General features: G+C 67.1%; 14 protein-coding genes and 1 pseudogene. 9 read left to right on the forward strand and 6 right to left on the reverse strand.

Features of this window, described 5'->3' with window-relative positions; all coding sequences use genetic code 11:
- Position 1: 1 nt before the first annotated feature.
- Positions 2 to 736, reverse strand: a complete 735-nt coding sequence (locus ACTTAG_RS02960; protein ID WP_444464119.1) for a DUF805 domain-containing protein — start codon at positions 734 to 736, stop codon at positions 2 to 4.
- Positions 737 to 811: 75 nt separating this feature from the next.
- Here ACTTAG_RS02960 and argC point away from each other — a divergent pair, with 75 nt between their 5' ends.
- From argC to ACTTAG_RS02975, 3 genes are all read left to right on the forward strand, one after another.
- Positions 812 to 1,840, forward strand: coding sequence for an N-acetyl-gamma-glutamyl-phosphate reductase (gene argC, locus ACTTAG_RS02965; RefSeq protein ID WP_444464120.1), 1,029 nt, complete (start codon positions 812 to 814; stop codon positions 1,838 to 1,840).
- A gap of 15 nt (positions 1,841 to 1,855) precedes the next feature.
- Positions 1,856 to 2,308 (forward strand): cytochrome c maturation protein CcmE, encoded by a 453-nt coding sequence (gene ccmE / locus ACTTAG_RS02970; RefSeq protein WP_444464121.1) that lies wholly within the window; start codon positions 1,856 to 1,858, stop codon positions 2,306 to 2,308.
- 65 nt (positions 2,309 to 2,373) lie between these two features.
- Complete coding sequence (locus ACTTAG_RS02975) at positions 2,374 to 2,985, forward strand: holin-associated N-acetylmuramidase (RefSeq protein ID WP_444464122.1); 612 nt, start codon at positions 2,374 to 2,376, stop codon at positions 2,983 to 2,985.
- Between the two features lie 32 nt (positions 2,986 to 3,017).
- Here the strand turns inward: ACTTAG_RS02975 and rocF are convergent, their stop codons facing one another.
- Both rocF and metG read right to left on the reverse strand, forming a co-directional pair.
- The gene (gene rocF / locus ACTTAG_RS02980; protein WP_444464123.1) at positions 3,018 to 3,941 is read right to left on the reverse strand and encodes an arginase; all 924 of its coding nucleotides are present in this window, start codon (positions 3,939 to 3,941) and stop codon (positions 3,018 to 3,020) included.
- 169 nt (positions 3,942 to 4,110) lie between these two features.
- Positions 4,111 to 5,820, reverse strand: coding sequence for a methionine--tRNA ligase (gene metG / locus ACTTAG_RS02985; RefSeq protein WP_444464124.1), 1,710 nt, complete (start codon positions 5,818 to 5,820; stop codon positions 4,111 to 4,113).
- Between the two features lie 200 nt (positions 5,821 to 6,020).
- Here metG and ACTTAG_RS02990 point away from each other — a divergent pair, with 200 nt between their 5' ends.
- Positions 6,021 to 7,691, forward strand: coding sequence for a putative bifunctional diguanylate cyclase/phosphodiesterase (locus ACTTAG_RS02990; RefSeq protein WP_444464125.1), 1,671 nt, complete (start codon positions 6,021 to 6,023; stop codon positions 7,689 to 7,691).
- 141 nt (positions 7,692 to 7,832) lie between these two features.
- Positions 7,833 to 8,453: a class I SAM-dependent methyltransferase gene (locus tag ACTTAG_RS02995; RefSeq protein ID WP_444464126.1), complete on the forward strand. Its 621-nt coding sequence runs from the start codon at positions 7,833 to 7,835 to the stop codon at positions 8,451 to 8,453.
- Between the two features lie 15 nt (positions 8,454 to 8,468).
- On the opposite strand, the pseudogene mopB reads toward ACTTAG_RS02995, so the two are convergent.
- A pseudogene (mopB, locus tag ACTTAG_RS03000) lies at positions 8,469 to 9,285 on the reverse strand (molybdenum-pterin-binding protein MopB).
- 247 nt (positions 9,286 to 9,532) lie between these two features.
- On the opposite strand from mopB, the gene ACTTAG_RS03005 reads away from it, so the two are divergent.
- The 4 genes from ACTTAG_RS03005 (at position 9,533) to modD (ending at position 13,071) form a co-directional block, all read left to right on the forward strand.
- Positions 9,533 to 10,333, forward strand: a complete 801-nt coding sequence (locus ACTTAG_RS03005; protein WP_444464127.1) for a TOBE domain-containing protein — start codon at positions 9,533 to 9,535, stop codon at positions 10,331 to 10,333.
- A gap of 114 nt (positions 10,334 to 10,447) precedes the next feature.
- Positions 10,448 to 11,140, forward strand: a complete 693-nt coding sequence (gene modB / locus ACTTAG_RS03010; RefSeq protein ID WP_444464128.1) for a molybdate ABC transporter permease subunit — start codon at positions 10,448 to 10,450, stop codon at positions 11,138 to 11,140.
- Positions 11,137 to 12,228 carry a molybdenum ABC transporter ATP-binding protein gene (gene modC, locus ACTTAG_RS03015; protein WP_444464129.1) on the forward strand — a complete coding sequence of 364 codons (1,092 nt, stop codon included), beginning with the start codon at positions 11,137 to 11,139 and terminating at the stop codon, positions 12,226 to 12,228. The genes modB and modC overlap by 4 nt, the downstream gene beginning before the upstream one ends.
- A 3-nt stretch (positions 12,229 to 12,231) precedes the next feature.
- Positions 12,232 to 13,071 (forward strand): ModD protein, encoded by an 840-nt coding sequence (gene modD, locus ACTTAG_RS03020; RefSeq protein ID WP_444464130.1) that lies wholly within the window; start codon positions 12,232 to 12,234, stop codon positions 13,069 to 13,071.
- Between the two features lie 3 nt (positions 13,072 to 13,074).
- Here the strand turns inward: modD and nifB are convergent, their stop codons facing one another.
- The gene (gene nifB, locus ACTTAG_RS03025; RefSeq protein ID WP_444464131.1) at positions 13,075 to 14,568 is read right to left on the reverse strand and encodes a nitrogenase cofactor biosynthesis protein NifB; all 1,494 of its coding nucleotides are present in this window, start codon (positions 14,566 to 14,568) and stop codon (positions 13,075 to 13,077) included.
- A 196-nt stretch (positions 14,569 to 14,764) separates the two neighbouring features.
- Positions 14,765 to 16,528, reverse strand: a complete 1,764-nt coding sequence (nifA, locus tag ACTTAG_RS03030; protein WP_444464132.1) for a nif-specific transcriptional activator NifA — start codon at positions 16,526 to 16,528, stop codon at positions 14,765 to 14,767.
- Positions 16,529 to 16,625: the final 97 nt, after the last annotated feature.

The raw sequence follows: 16,625 nt of genomic DNA on the forward strand, positions 1-16,625 counted from the left end.
CTCAGCCGAAGCGGTTCGGCCCGGGCGTCCCGCGCGAGCACAGGAAAACGAAGATCGCGATCCCGTAGCCAAGGATCAGCAACGACACCAGCCCGAGCAGCCCCAACGCGGTGGCGTCCGGGGCGCCCCCTGCCGCCTCGGCGGCGGCGGCCAGAAGGCCGATGCCCAGACCCACCGGCAGCAGCGCCAGATAGAAGCCGCCGATCCACCAGCCGGAGCGGCCGGTGTCATGCAGCCGCCGCACCGTCACCGAGAGCGACGGCAGAAAGGTCGCCAGCGAGGCCAGCCCGCTCAGCACCGCGCCATCCCGGCCCATCGCCGCTTCCAGAAAGCCGCCGACGAAGCCAAGGAGAATGCAGAACAGGAAGAACCACCAGTATTCCGAGCGGCTCGCCCGGCCCCGGAAGGTGGCGTAGTTCTGGAAGCAGACCTTGACCGCTTCGCCGAAACTGCGCGCGGGCGCGGCGCCCGAAACGCCTGCGCCCCGGGAACTGGCGCCCGCAAAGCGGGCCGTGGACGGCATCGCGGGCGGCCCCGGCGGCAGCGGCGGCATTGCGGCAAGGGGCTGTGGCGCAAAGGCGAAATGCCGGTCGGCCCGTTCCCAATCGGCCATGCCCTCGGCCCAGACCAGCGTGTCGGCCTTGATCCGCCCGGCCCGGATCAGATCGCGGATCGCCAGATCCTCTACCGGGCCCTCGCTCTTGCCCGCCCATGCGTAATGCCACGCCTTCGCCATGAAACCCTCGCGCAAACTTTGCTTGCGCGGCACCTTAGCCTGAGGCACGACGGGGGGACAATTGCGGAGACGAAAATGACCCAGAAAATCGCCATCCTCGGGGCTTCGGGCTATACCGGCGCCGAGCTTGCCCGGATCATCGCCACCCATCCCGAGATGGAGATCACGGCGCTGTCGGGCGACCGAAAGGCCGGGATGCAGATGGGCGAGGTGTTTCCGCATCTGCGCCATATGGGGCTGCCCGATCTGGTGAAGATCGAGGAGATCGACTTTTCCGCCATTGATCTGGCCTTTTGCGCGCTGCCGCATGCGACAAGTCAGGCGGTCATCGCCGAATTGCCGCGCGATCTGAAGGTGGTGGATCTGTCGGCCGATTTCCGGCTGCGCGACGCGGCCGAATATGAAAAATGGTATGGCAAGCCGCATGCGGCGATGGATCTGCAGGCCGAGGCGGTCTACGGCCTGACCGAGTTTTACCGCGACGAGCTGAAAACCGCGCGGCTTTGTGCGGGCACCGGCTGCAATGCGGCGGCCGGGCAATATGCGATCCGCCCGCTGATCGAAGCCGGGGTGATCGACCTTGACGAGATCGTCATCGACCTGAAAGCCGGGGTGTCGGGGGCCGGGCGCGCGCTGAAGGAAAACCTTTTGCATGCGGAACTTGCGGGCGGCACGATGCCCTATTCGGCGGGGGGCAAGCACCGGCATCTGGGCGAATTCGATCAGGAATTTTCCAAGGTGGCGGGGCGGCCGGTGCGGGTGCAGTTCACGCCGCATCTGATGCCGTTCAACCGCGGGATCTTGGCCACCGTCTATGTCCGCGGCACCCCCGAAGACATCCATGCGGCGCTGGCACGCCGTTACGAAAACGAGGTTTTCCTTGAGGTTCTGCCCTTTGGTCAGCTGGCGTCGACGCGCTCGATCGCCGGGTCGAATTTCGTCCATCTGGGCGTGATCGGCGACCGGCTGCCGGGCCGGGCCGTCGTCACCGTGGCGCTCGATAACCTCACCAAGGGCTCCTCGGGGCAGGCGATCCAGAACGCCAACCTGATGCTGGGCCTGCCCGAAACCCTGGGGCTGATGCTGGCCCCGGTCTTCCCGTAACGCAGGGGCAGGACGATGAAAAACCTGAAGAAAACGCGGCGCATCCAGATTCTGCTGGTGGCGGCCGGGTCGCTGATGCTCTCGACCGCGCTGATCGGCTACGGCATGCGCGACGGCATCAACTTCTTCCGCGCCCCCGCCCAGGTTGTGGCCGAGCCGCCCGCCGCGGGCGAGGTGTTCCGCCTTGGCGGTCTGGTCGAGGAAGGCACGCTGGTGCGCGGTCAGGGCGAGGCGATCACCTTCAAGGTCACCGATGGCGGCGCCTCGGTTCCGGTCACCTTCACCGGCGTGCTGCCCGACCTTTTCGGCGAGGGCAAGGGCATGGTCGGCACCGGCGAGATGGTCGATGGCATCTTCGTCGCCAGCGAAATCCTGGCCAAGCACGACGAAAACTACATGCCCAAGGAAGTGACCGAGGCGCTGAAGGAACAGGGCGTCTACCGCGACCCGGCCCAGCCCGAGGGCTGAACGCCCGCATTCCGGATCGTTAACCTGATTTCGTCACCCTTTGCGCTCAGCCAAGGGGGATCGTGATGAAATCTGTCAACGAGATTGCCAGGGAAATCGTCGCCCGCGAGGGTGGCTATGTCAACGACCCCTCCGACCCCGGGGGGGCGACGAACTACGGGGTGACGCTGGCCACGCTGCGCAGGCTGGGGCTGGATCTGAACCGCGACGGCGTGGTGAATGCGCGCGACGTGAAGCTGCTGACGCCCGATCAGGCGGCAGAGATCTACGTGACCCATTATTTCAAGGCGCCGAAGCTGGATCAGCTGCCCGTGGCGGTGCAGGCCTCGGTTTTTGACATGCAGGTGAATGCGGGGGCGCATGCGATCCGCATCCTGCAGGAGCTGCTCGGCCGGATGGGGCATCCGGTGGCCGTCGATGGCGTGCTGGGGCCGCAGACGATCGCCGCCGCGCAGACCGCTGCGGCCGCCGATCCGCAGCTTTTCGCCGATGCTTACGGGATCGCGCGGCGGAACTACTACTATGATCTGGCCGACCGCCGCCCGGCCAGCCGCAAATATGCGACGACACGGGCAGGCACCAAGGGCGGCTGGATCCTGCGCGCCGAGGAATTCATCTCGCCCCGCTTCCATCTGAGTGCGGCACAGCATCGGGCGCGGGTGGCGAAATGGCGCTGATCGGGGCGGTTCCGGGCGCGTCTGCGGCCTGATCAATACATCCGGGTGGGCCGGTCGAAGACCTTCCGGCCCATCAACGAGGCGACCAGATCCACCATCAGCTCCGCCGTGCGGCCGCGTTCGTCCAGAAACGGGTTCAGCTCGACCAGATCGAGCGAACTGACAAGCCCCGATTCGTGCAAAAGCTCCATCACCAGATGCGCTTCCCGAAAGGTCGTGCCGCCCGGAACCGTGGTGCCCACGGCAGGCGCGATCGAGGGGTCGAGGAAATCGACATCCAGCGAGACATGCAGCAGCCCGTTTTCCGCCCGCACTTTCGCCAGAAATTCGCGCAGGGGGGCGCCGATGCCGCGTTCATCGAGCACGCGCATGTCGGCAATCTCGATTTCGGCGGGGATCAGCGCGGCTTCCTCGGCCGCATCGACAGAGCGGATACCCAGCATGCAGATGCGGTGCGGCGGCAGGGGGGCGGGGAAGGGCGGGAAGGCGTCAAAGCCGGGCCGCCCGGCGATATAGGCGACCGGCGTGCCGTGCAGATTGCCCGATTGCGTGGTCTCAAGCGTGTGGAAATCGGTGTGGGCATCCAGCCACAAAAGGAAGAGCGGCCGCCCGAGGCGGGCCGTATGCGCCGCCATCCCGGCGACCGAGCCGAGCGAGAGCGAATGATCCCCGCCCAGAAAGATCGGAAAACCCTCCTCCGCCGCGGCCTGCCCAACCTCGGCCAGGGCTTCGGTCCAGCCCAGGGTCTCGGCCAGATGATGCACGGCGGGGTTCTCGTGCGCCATCGGCGGATGGGCGACGGGCGCGACATCGCCGCGGTCGATGACCTGATGGCCCAATCCGGTGATCGCTTCGGCCAGCCCGGCGACGCGATAGGCGGCCGGGCCCATCAGACAGCCCGCGCGTTTCTGTCCGGTATCGACGGGCGCGCCGATCAGGATCACTTTCTGGGACATGGCGGGTTCCTTTCGCAGCAAAAGGGAAGGGGGCTGTCTGCCCCCTCTTCGGGCTTTGCCCGAATTCACCCCCGAGGATATTTCAGCCAAGGTGAAAATGGCATGACTTTCATCTTGCCAAAAATATCCCGGGGGGAGTCCGCTTGCGGACGGGGGGCAGCGCCCCCCCTTACTCCCGTCGACCGGCGAAGCGCTTCGCCCAGTCTTCGCGCTCTTCGTCGGTGATCTTGCGGAAGAGGTTTTCCGGCACCGCAAAGGCATGGCCCGCGGGCAGAACCGTCAGCGCGGCGTCGAGATCCTCGGGCCAGGTCCAGTCGTCGCAATTCAGCGCCGTCATGATCGCCTGCGCCGCATCCGGAATGAAGGGGCGCGACAGCACCGCATAAAGCCGGATCAGATGCAGCGCGAAGGCGATGATGCCGCGCGCGGCGGCTTCGTCGGTCTTCACCACGCTCCAGGGTGCGGCCGCCTGCAGATATTCGTTGCCGAGCACCCAGAGCCCGCGGAGTTCCTCGGCGGCGCGGCGGACGTGAATTTCGTCCATCGCCTTTTCATAGGCCGCCAGCCCCTCGCGGAATTGCGCCATCAGCGCGGTTTCCCGTTCGGTCATCGCCACCGCGGCGGGCATTTCGGGGCCGAATTTCGAATTGCAGAACTTCGTCACCCGGCTGACGAGATTGCCCAGAACGTCGGCCAGATCCTTGTTCACCGAGGCCTGGAAATTCTCCCAAGTGAATTCGGCATCCGCGCTTTCGGGGGCGTGCGACAGCAGCCACCAGCGCCAGTAATCCGAAGGCAGGATGCCCAGCGCCTGATCCATGAACACGCCGCGCCCGCGCGAGGTCGAGAACTGGCCGCCGTCATAGTTCAGATAGTTGAAGGACTTGATGTAATCGACCAGTTTCCACGGCTCGGCCGAGCCAAGGATGGTCGAGGGGAAGCTGAGCGTATGGAAGGGCACGTTGTCCTTGCCCATGAACTGGGTATACGTCACGTCGCCCGCGCCCTGATCGAGCCGCCACCAGCGCGCCCAGTCGCCGCCGGTCTTTTCGGCCCATTCCTGCGTGCCCGCGATATATTCGATCGGCGCGTCGAACCAGACGTAGAAGACCTTGCCCTCCATGCCCTGCCACGGCGCGCCGTCGAATTGCGCCGGAACGCCCCAGCTCAGGTCGCGGGTGATGCCGCGGTCCTGCAGGCCTTCGCCGTCGAACAGCCATTTCTTCGCGATCGAGGTCGACAGCACCGGCCAGTCGGTCTTGCTGTCGATCCAGGCGGCCAGCTTGTCCTTCATCGCCGACTGGCGCAGGAACAGGTGCTTCGTCTCGCGCATCTCCAGATCGGTCGAGCCCGAAATCACCGAGCGCGGGTTGATCAGATCGACCGGGTCAAGCTGCTTCGTGCAATTGTCGCATTGATCGCCGCGGGCGCTGTCAAAACCGCAGTTCGGGCAGGTGCCCTCGATGTAGCGGTCGGGCAGGAAGCGGCCGTCGGTCACCGAATACATCTGCTTTTCGGTGACTTCGCGGATCAGGCCCTGATCGGCCAGCACCTTCGCGAAATGCTGGGTCAGGGCGCGGTTCTGCGCGCTGGAAGACCGGCCGAAGTGATCGAAGCTCAGCCGGAAGCCGCCCGCGATCGTCGCCTGCACGTCATGCATTTCCGCGCAATAGTCGGCGACGGGCTTGCCCGCCTTGGCCGCCGCCAGTTCCGCCGGCGTGCCGTGTTCGTCGGTCGCACAGATGAACATCACCTCGTGGCCGCGCCCGCGCAGATAGCGCGCGTAAAGATCGGCCGGCAGCTGGCTGCCCACAAGGTTGCCCAGATGCTTGATGCCGTTGATATAGGGAATCGCCGAGGTGATGAGATGACGCGCCATGACCCTTGCCCGCTTGCCGCAACTGCAGCCCTTTAGCGTGGCGGGCGGGCGCTGGCCAGAGGGTTTCGCCCATCCGTCGCCAAAGCTGCGACAGTCCGTCTTATGTGATGACACAATCTCGTGCTTGCGGAACTGAACGAAGCAGTGCACAACTGAGGCGTGTGACGGTCCCTCCCCGTCCTCATGCAGCGGACTCCAGAATGGACTATTCCTGGCCAAGCCGCGGGGCGCCGGAAGATGGCGTCGTCGCGATCGATGCGCAAGGCCGCATCGATTATGTCAACGCTGCTGCGGCGGCGCTGTTCGGCTACGGCCAGGGGGCGCTTCTGGGCGAGACGCTTGAAGTGCTGATCCCCGAACCGCAGGCCGATGTCCATGCGCAATTGCGTCGCGCCTTTGCCGCCGGAAAAATTCCGCTGGCGATCGGGCGGATGCGCTCGGTGCGGGGGCGGCGGCGCGATGGCAGCGAAATCGCGTTGCATGTCATGCTCAAGCGCGATGCCGACAGCGGCCGGATCTTTGCCTTCCTGCATCCGCTTGACCGTCCGCGCGGTGCCCGTGCCGACAGCCGCGAGGCGGGCGAGGACCCGTTGACCGGCCTGCCCGACCGGCGGGCGCTGCGCAGCGATCTGGATGCGGTGCTGGCGCAGCGCGATCCGGCGCTGGGGCAGGTCTGTCTGCTGTTCGTCGAGATCGACCCTTTCGCGGGCAACCGCGCCGCCAGCGATCCGGCCCATCACGATGCGCTGATGCGGGCCTGCGCGGCGCGGCTGGAGGCGCTTGAAACCGATGCGGTGCGGCTTTACCGCTCGGGCGAGGACGGGTTCGTTTTCCTGATGGTGCAGCGGGCCGAGCCTGCGGTGCCGGGGCCGCAGCTGGCGCGGGTGATGGCGGCGCTGGATGCGCCCTTCGAGATGGCCGGGCAGCCGCTGCATCTGGAATTCGGCGTCGGCCATGCCTGTGCGCCCGAGCATGGCGCCCATGCGGGCGAGCTGATCGCCAATGCGGCGCTGGCGCTGGCGGCGTCGAAAGCGGCGTTCAACCGGCCCACCGGCTATGACGAAAGCCTGCGCAACCGCGTGGAACATCGGCACCGGCTGCTGCGCGATCTGCGCGCGGCGGTCGAACGGCGCGAATTCGAGCTTTATTACCAGCCGCAGGTCGATCTGGGCACGGGGCGCGTCGTCGCGCTCGAGGCGCTGTTGCGCTGGCGGCATCCGGAATGGGGGCTGCTTCTGCCGGGCGCCTTCATGGAGGTGCTCAGCGCGTCGGAATTGTCGCTGGAGGTGGGGGATTGGGTGTTGCGCGAGGCCTGTGCGCAGGTCGCGCAGTGGAACCGTCATCGCGAAGTGCCGCTGACGGTGGCGGTGAACGTTTTCCCGCGCCAGTTCGACCGGGATATCCTGCCCGCCTCGATCCTGCGGGCGCTGGCCGAAAGCGGCCTGCCGCCCGAGCGGCTGGAAATCGAGATCACCGAAAACATCGTGATCGACCCCGCCACCCACAGTTCCGAGGTTTTCGCCGCGCTCAGCGCCACCGGGGTCGTGCTGGTGCTGGATGATTTCGGCACCGGCTATGCGTCGCTGACCTGTCTGGCCCGCCATCCGGTGCAGAAATTCAAGATCGACAAGAGCTTCGTCGATGGCATCGACACCGGGCCCGGCTATCGCGCGATCCTGAAATCGCTGCAGGCGCTGGCCGGGGCGCTGGGGCTTGGCACCGTGGTCGAGGGGGTGGAGACCGAACATACCGCGGCGCTGATGCGCGATTTCGGCTTCGAGGTCGGGCAGGGCTATCTGTGGAGCAAACCCTTGCGCGGCGAGGATTGCGCCCGGACGCTGGGGCTGCTCGGGCAGGCTGCGCCGACGTGATGCGGGTTCTTTATTGATTGGCCGATCAAAAACGACTTCTTGAACAGCGAAAGCGACAAATTTCTTGATGTTTCCCTGCGGCTGCAACAACGTGCAGGCGAAAGTGATTCGATTCTCAGGGGTTCGGGGGAAGGTCTCGGGATGCATACGGAAGCGATTGCCCGCAGCTACAAGCGCTGGGCGCCGATCTACGACAGGACTTTCGGCAAGATCACCCATGCCGGGCGCCACCATGCGGTGCGAGAAGTGAACGCCACCGGCGGCGCGGTTCTGGAGGTGGGGATCGGCACCGGGCTGGCGCTGGATCTTTACGAACCCTCGAAGGTGGCCGTCACGGGCATCGACCTGTCGCCCGAGATGCTGGCCAAGGCGCAGGCCCGGGCCGAGGCGCAGGGGCTGCGCAATGTGGCCGGGCTGCATATCATGGATGCGCGCGAACTGGCCTTCGAGGACGAGAGCTTCGATCACGTCGTGGCGTTGCACATCATGTCGGTGGTGCCCGAGCCGCAGCGGGTGATGGCGGAAATGGCCCGCGTCTGCCGTGTCGGCGGCACGGTGCTGATCACCAACCATTTCGCCCGCGAAAAGGGCGGCTGGGGCGTGGCCGCGAAACTCGCCGCGCCGATGGCCGATGCGCTGGGCTGGCATTCCGATTTCTCGCGCGATCAGGTGATGGCCGAGCCGCGGCTGAAACTGGTCGAGGAAACCCGGCTGCCGCCCTTTGGTCTGATGACCTATCTGCGCTTCCGCCGCGTCGCGTAAGCTTCGGCCCTGCGCTTACGGCAGGGCCAGAATGACGTGGCTGGATTTGATCAGCGCCGTGGTTTCGACCCCGGCGCGCAGATCCAGCGCCTCGGCGCTTTCACGGGTGATCGTTGCGGTGATCGTCTTGCCGCCGCCCAGACCCAGCGTCACTTCGCTGGACAGGGCCGCGTCGATCCGTTCGATCACCCGACCTTTCAGCCGGTTGCGCACCGACAGCCGCTCGGGCACGCCATCGCCTGCCAGCAGCACGAAGTTGGATTTCACCAGCGCCAGCACCTCGGAGCCCGGCGCCAGACGCATCTCGGCGGCCGAGCGCGCGGTGATCACCGCCGACAGATCCTGCCCCTCGCCCAGATGCATCCGCACCTGCGCGGCGACGCCATCGGCCGCCACCGACCAGACCTTGCAGGCCCAGGCATTGCGCGCCGAGGTCCGCAAGGACAGCCCCCGCAGCACCTCGGCCGGGTCTAGCTTCAGGCTTTTTTCGAAACTGGCCAGAAGCTTCGCCACCCCCTCCTCGATCGCGCCATAGGCCAGGATCAGCTTTTGCCCGGTCTCGGTCAGCACCGCGCCGCCGCCCGCCCTGCCGCCCGGCGCCGCGGTCACGACGGGGTCGGAAAACAGGTTGTTCATCGCCTGCACCCCGTCCCAGGCCGCCTTGTAAGACAGCCCCACCTCGCGCGCGGCGGCGGAAATCGACCCGGTGCGCCCGATCGCCGCCAAAAGCGCCACGCGCTCGGCCCCCATCCGTGATCCCGTCCGCTCCAGCACCAGCGCCCCGCGCAGCCCGTCCGTCATCGCCACCTCCGTTTGCCCCATTGTGGCGCAAACCGGCCGCAAGGGCCACTGTCGCGATGGGGCGACTCGGGGCCGGGCCTGCCTGCGCGGGCGGAGTCTTCGCATTTGGCCCGTTTTTTGGGCAAAGGCCGCGGTGGCGCCTGATTTGGCGGCGCTTGGCATGGGATCTGTGGGCGTGGGTGATAACGCGGCCCGTTGCGGCAGAGATGCCCCTGCCGTTCCCCGTGCGGCACCGCTATTAGGTCAGGATACATAGCGAAACACCTTTCGGAGCCGCCATGACCGACCAGCCCCTCACCGCCGCCCTCAGCCTGCAACGTGCCGGCGCCCCGCGGGTGGGCAGCGAGCGGATCCGGCTGCTTGAAGCGATCGCCCGCACCGGCACCATCGCCGCCGCCGCGCGCGAGGTGGGCCTGTCCTACAAGACCGCCTGGGATGCGGTGGGCACGCTGAACAACCTGTTCGAGCGCCCCCTGGTCGAGGCCGCGCCAGGCGGGCGCACCGGTGGCAATGCCCGTGTGACCGAAACCGGCCGCGCCGTGATCGAGGGTTTCGACCATCTGGAAGGCGCGCTTTCAAAGGCGCTTTCGGCCTTCGAGGGCAATCTGGCCAGCGCGCCCGAACAGGCGCTGACGACCCTTTGGAGCCTGACCATGCGCACATCGAACCGCAACACGCTGCGCTGCACCGTCACCCGCGTCACCCCGGGCGCGGTGAATGCCGAGGTGGAACTGGCCCTGACCGATGGCCATGCGCTGACCGCGGTGATCACCGAACGCTCGGTCAGTGACATGGGGTTGGCGCCGGGCGTGCAGGTCTTTGCGCTGATCAAGGCCAGTTTCGTGATGCTGGCGGCGGGGGGCGATCCGGGCCGGATTTCCGCCTGCAACCGGCTGACCGGCATCGTCGCCGCCCGCACCGACGGGCCGGTGAACACCGAAATCATCCTGGATCTGGGCAATTGCAAGTCGATCACCGCCGTGATCACCCACACCAGCGCCGATGCGCTGGGGCTGGCCCCGGGGCAACCCGCCACCGCGCTTTTCAAGGCCAGCCATGTCATTCTGGCGATGCCGTGATGGCGGGCTGATGACCGCCATGCCCCCCGCCGTCTTGCCCGCCCGGGCCGTGCCGCGCCGGTCGTGGCCTCTCGAAATCCGCGCGAAACGCGGCTAACTTGCGAAACAGGCCCTATGACGGAGATCCCCCTGCTCGATCCCGAGATGTTGCAAACGCTGGTGCTGACGCTGAAACTGGCGGCGGTGACGACGGTCTTGCTGTTGCTGATCAGCACGCCGCTGGCCTGGTGGCTGGCGCGTGGCGGTGGGCTGTGGAAGGAAATCGTCGCCACGCTGGTCTCGCTGCCGATCGTGCTGCCGCCGACGGTGCTGGGCTTTTATCTCCTGATCGCGATGGGGCCGAATTCGCCCTTGACCGATCTCCTGGGCTTCAAGCTTTCCTTCACCTTCGCGGGGCTGGTCGTCGGCTCGGTCGTCTATTCGCTGCCCTTTGTCGTCAATCCGATCCGCAACGCCTTTGCCGCCATGGGGCCGCGCCCGATGGAGGTGGCGGCGACCTTGCGGTCCTCGCCGCTCGATGCGTTCTTCACCGTGGCCCTGCCGCAGGCGACCCCGGGGCTGATCACCGGGGCGATCCTGGGCTTTGCCCATACCGTCGGCGAATTCGGCGTCGTCCTGATGATCGGCGGCGGCATTCCGGGGCGGACCAAGGTGCTGTCGGTCACCATTTTCGACTATGTCGAGACGCTGGAATGGGACAAGGCGCATGTGCTGGCGGGCGGCATGCTGGCGATGTCTTTCGTGGTGATCCTCGCCATGATGCTGATCGAGCGGCGCTTCGGCACCGGCAGCGGGGGACGGCGATGATTTCGGCACGGTTCAGCGGGCAGTTGGGCGATTTTGCGCTTGAGGCCGCCTTCGAGGTGCCGGGGCAGGGGGTCACGGCGCTCTTCGGTCCCTCGGGCTGCGGCAAGACCACGGTTCTGCGCTGCATGGCGGGGCTGATGCGGCTGCCGGGCGGGCATCTGCGGGTGAATGGCGCGACCTGGCAGGAGGGCCGCCACATCACCCCGCCGCACCGCCGCGCCGTGGGCTATGTGTTTCAGGAAGCCAGCCTTTTCACCCATCTTTCGGTGCATCAAAACCTGATCTACGGGCTGAAACGCGCCCGCGGCTCGCTGCGCATCACCGAGGCGGAGGTCACCCGGCTTCTCGGCATCGCACCGCTTCTGACCCGCCCCACCGCGACGCTGTCGGGCGGCGAGCGGCAGCGCATCGCCATCGGCCGGGCGCTTCTGTCGCAACCGGAACTCCTTTTGATGGACGAGCCGCTTTCGGCGCTCGACCGGATCTCGCGCGACGATATCCTCCCCTATCTGGAACGGCTGCATGCCAGCCTGAAGATGCCGGTGATCCTGGTCAGCCACGATCTGGCCGAGGTCGAGCGGCTGGCCGATACGCTGGTCTTGATGGAGGCGGGCCGGGTGCGCGCGGCGGGGCCGATCGCCACGATGCAGGCCGATCCGGCCCTGCCGCTCATCCATCGCCCCGACCTTGCCGCGGTGATCGAGGGGGCGGTGATCGCCGTCGATCCCCGCTATGGGCTCAGCGAATTGCAGGTGCCCGGGGGGGTGATCGTGGTTCCGGGGCTGCTGGGTCCGATCGGCACGCGGCGGCGGCTGCGGGTGCCTGCGACCGATGTCAGCCTTGGCCGCCATGCGCCCTCCGATACCACGATTTTGAACGCGCTGCCCGCGGTGATCCTTGGCGCCGAGGCGGCCGCGGGCTATCAGGTCACCGTGCGTCTGGCGCTGGGCACGGCGGGCGAGGGGGCAAGCCTGCTCGCCCGGGTGTCGCGCAAGTCCTGGGACGGATTGGGCTTTCAGCCCGGGGAAAAGGTGGTGGCGCGGCTCAAGGCGATGGCGCTGAGCGCGCCTGCGCAAACCGGAGGGTAGGGGATGTTCCTGATCGACGACACCGCGCTGATGGCGCTCATTCGCGAAGACGTGCCCGCGGGCGATCTGACGACGCGCAGTCTGGGGCTGGCCAGCGAGGCGGGCGAGCTGACGATGCGGGCACGCGGGGCCATGACCGTCGCCTGTTCCGAGGAGGCCGTGCGCATCCTGCAGCTTCTGGGCGCCGAGGCCTGGATCGCCACCGCCTCGGGGCGGCAGGTCGAGGGCGGCGAGATGCTGCTTTTCGCCCGCGGTCAGGTCGAGGCGCTGCTGGCGGGCTGGAAAGTGGCGCAAAACCTGATCGAATGGGCCTCGGGGCTGGCCTCTTCGGCGGCGGCGATCGTCGCTGCGGCACAGGCGGTGAATCCGGCGGTGACCGTTGCCTGCACCCGCAAATCGGTGCCGGGCACGCGGGCGCTGTCCTTGCGCGCGGTGACGGCGGGCGGGGCGACGGTGCATCGCACCGGGCTTTCGGACAGCGTGCTGCTCTTCGCCGAGCATCGCGTCTTTGGCGGCGAGGATGCCTTGGCGGCGCAGATTTCCCGGCTGCGCGCGACCTGCCCCGAACGCAAGGTGGTGGTCGAGGTCGCCGATGTCGCCGAAGCCCTTGCCGCGGCGCGGGCCGGGGCCGAGGTGCTGCAGCTGGAGAAATTCCCGCCCGAGCAGGTGGCGGCGGTCGTCGCCGGTCTGGACCCGGACTGGCGCGGGCACATCGCGGCGGCGGGGGGCATCACCGCGGCGAATGCCGCCGCCTATGCGGCGGCGGGGGCGCAGGTTCTGGTGACCTCGGCCCCCTTTACCGCGCCGCCGCGCGATGTCGCCGTCTGGATTGGCCCGGCCTGATCCTCAGGCTGTTTGGGCTTGTTTTTCGGCCATTCTTTCGCGGTAAAGCGCAAGGATGGCGGGTTCGATGTAGTCATGGGCCCAGTCGTCGCGGGCGGTGATGCCGGCCGCGGCCAGGCCCTCGCGCGGGCAGTCGCCGATCTTCGCCACCAGAACCGTGTCGATCCCTTCAAGCGCCGCAATGACGCGGTCGAGCCGGTCTTCCTCGCCGCCGCCATCGACGCAGTAATTGTCGCAGCGGCGGTGGAAGGCGAAACGCACGCCCGTCGCGTCGACCTCGAAGACCTGGAATTCGCTGGCGTGGCCGAAATGCTGGTTGATCCGGCCGCCGCCCTGCGTCGTCACCGCGACGAGGAGTTTCGGCGACGTGGCCGCCACCGCAGCCTCGGTCGCGGCCTGTGCCGCTTCGGCGGCGGCGCGGCGGTCTTCGCGTTCGGCGCCCACCCAGTCGCGATAGGTGTCCCGCGCGGCGGGGTCATAGACCGGCGCCTCGGGCACGAGGTCCAGGGTGAATTCCTGACCGCGGTCTTCGCCCAGAAGCCCCACCGCATCGGCGCGGCATTGGCGGCAGTGCTTCATCAGATTGGCGCCGCCCGCGCAGGCCTCCTGCACCGCCAGAAGCTCGGCCGCGGTGGGCCCCCGCTGCCCGGTCAGGCCGAAGTGCGTGCCATGTTCGGGCGCCGAAATCAGCGGCATGATGTTGTGCAAAAACGCGCCGCGGCGTTTGACTTCGCGGTTCACCTCCAAGAGATGCGCGTCATTGATGCCCGGGATCAGCACCGAGTTCACCTTGACCAGAATGCCGCGGGCGACGAGGCCGTCGAGCGCCTCCATCTGCCGTTCGTGCAGGATGCGGCTCGCCTCCACGCCATAGATCCGCTTGCGATTGTAAAAGATCCAGGGGTAGATCTGCGCCCCCACCTCGGGGTCGATCATGTTGATGGTGATGGTGACGTGATCGACATTCATCTCGACCAGCTCATCCAGATGATCGGGCAGCGAAAGCCCGTTCGAGGACAGGCAGAGCTTGATATCCGGGATCTGTTCCGTCACCAGCCGGAAGGTTTCCTTTGTTTTCAGCCAGTCATAGGCGCTGTCGCCCGGCCCCGCGATGCCCAGAACCGAGAGCTGCGGCACTTCGTTGGCCACGGCAATCACCTTGCGCGCGGCCTCCGCGGGCGTCAGGCGTTCCGACACGACGCCGGGGCGGCTTTCGTTCGAACAATCGTATTTGCGGTTGCAGTAATTGCACTGGATGTTGCAGGCGGGCGCGACGGACACATGCATGCGCGCGAAATAATGATGCGCCTCTTCGGAATAGCAGGGGTGATCCTTGACCTTGGCCCAGGTCGCCGGGTCCATGTCTTCGGGTTTTTCCTTGCTGCCACAGCCGGTTGCCGATCCGGTCGAGGAACAGCCGCCAGAGGCCATCGCGGCCGAGAGGCTCTCCTTCGAGCCGATCGCCAGGGTGCCAAGGGCCACGACATTGTCCGACATGCTGCTCTCCGTTCTGGTCCCGCTTGGGTCAACAGGGATGAAGCAAGAACCGTGCCAGGCCCACGGCGGGGCGATTGGCACAAAACCTGCGCTTTTGTCGGGAATGCGACAGGCGGGCGCGACAGGGATGCGCGAGAGGGGGGCGCAAACAAAGACCCCGGCCGAAGCCGGGGCCTGTCGCGTCTGCCAACCGCCCTCAGATCTTGCGCAGCTCGATCTCGAATTTCTGCAGCGCATAGGCGATCTGGCGCGGCGTCATGCCCAGAAGTCGCGCCGCCTTGGCCTGCACCCAGCCCGCGCTTTCCAGCGCCTTCACCAGCTCTTCGCGGCTCAGCTGCGCGGTCTTGGTGCGCAGCTGCACCTCGTCGCGCGCGGCCGGCTCGGGCGGCGCGGCCACCGGCTCGGGCAGGGGCGCCGCGGGAGCAGAGGGCGGCGGCGCGCTCACCCGGACCGTCGGCGTGATCACCCGCCCCACCGCCAGCCCGCCGATCGGCGAGGCCCCGTCCTGCAGCCGGAACAGTTCCGCCGAAAGGCAGGCGCCCTGCCGACAGGCCAGCTCCTCGGCCAGAACGATCTCGCCATCCGAGAGCGCCGCGGCCCGGTTCACGCAGTTTTCCAGCTCGCGCACATTGCCCGGAAACTGGCAGCGGCAGATCTGGTCAAAGGCATCGGCGGCGAATTTGACATTGGTGGCGTTTTGCTTGTTGAACCGGTCGAGGAACAGCTGCGCGAGGGGCTTGATGTCGCTTTTGCGGTTGCGCAAGGGCGGCAGCACGATCGGCACGACACAGATGCGGAAGTAAAGATCGGCGCGGAATTGGCCGCGCGCGACGGCATCTTCCAGATCGCGGTTCGTCGCGGCGACGATGCGGGTATCGACCTTGATCGTCTTCGACCCGCCGACGCGTTCGAACTCGCCCTCCTGCAGCACGCGCAGCAGTTTCGATTGAAAGGCCGGGCTGATCTCGCCGATCTCGTCAAGGAAGAGCGTGCCGCCATCGGCCAGTTCGAACCGGCCCTTCTTCAGCGCGGTGGCGCCGGTGAAGGCGCCTTTCTCGTGGCCGAAAAGTTCCGATTCCAGAAGGGTTTCCGACAAAGCCGCGCAGTTGACGCGGATGAAGGCCCCCTTCGCGCGGGGGCTTTGGGCATGCACGGCGCGGGCGAACAATTCCTTGCCGGTGCCGCTTTCGCCGCGCAGCAAAACCGGCATCCGGGTGGAGGCGACGCGCTTGATCTGCGCCACCACCTCGGCGATGGCGGGGCTCGATCCGACGATGCCGTCAAGGCTGACGGGCGCCGCCGGGCCGCGTTGCTCGGTCACCGTCTGCAGCATGCGGCGGGTGTCTTCCAGCGCCCGTTCGCGGTCGCGCGCGATGCGGCGGCGGAAGCGCAGGGCTTGCTCCAGAAGCGAGGCGACCATGGTCAGCACCCGCACATCGGCGTCGGAAAAGCCCGACCGGTTGTGGTCATGGCTGCGATAGGCGGCGAGCACGCCCAGCACGAAATGGCTGCGTTCGGGGTCGCGCAGCGGCACGGCGATGAGGGTCTGGCCCGCGTCGCGCAGCCGTTTCGGCACCGCCTCTTCGCCGAATTCGGCCGCCAGATCGAAGCTGACGAAGGGCACGCCGGAGCGAAAGACGATCCGCGCCACGGCATCGGGCAGCACATCCGAGGCAGGCGCATCGGGGCTGCGCTGAAACGCCGTCGCGGCGATGACGTAAGGGTTCACCCCAACCCCCTCGCCCGGTTCGGCCAGCAGGGCGAGCACGCCATGGCGCAGATCAAGGAAGGAGGACAGCACGTTGAAGATCTGCGGCACCTCCGCCACAGGATCGGGCGCCGCCGCAAAGGTCTTCGCGATCTCGTAAAGCGCGTCCAGAGCCAAACGGTCGGCGGTGGCCCGCGCCGAGCGGCGTTTTTCCTGCGGTTTGGGCACCAGACATTCCCGGATGTCGATCATCACTTTCTCCCTCGCTGGCCGGGCCCCGGGCGGCGCGAACGACCCACACCCCCTCCCATGGGGTGCCGCAGGCGTCGCTGCGGGGTCGTTTCGGGCG

Origin of the sequence: Rhodobacter capsulatus, assembly GCF_052363185.1 — a bacterium.
Classification (GTDB): Bacteria; Pseudomonadota; Alphaproteobacteria; order Rhodobacterales; family Rhodobacteraceae; genus Rhodobacter; species Rhodobacter capsulatus_E.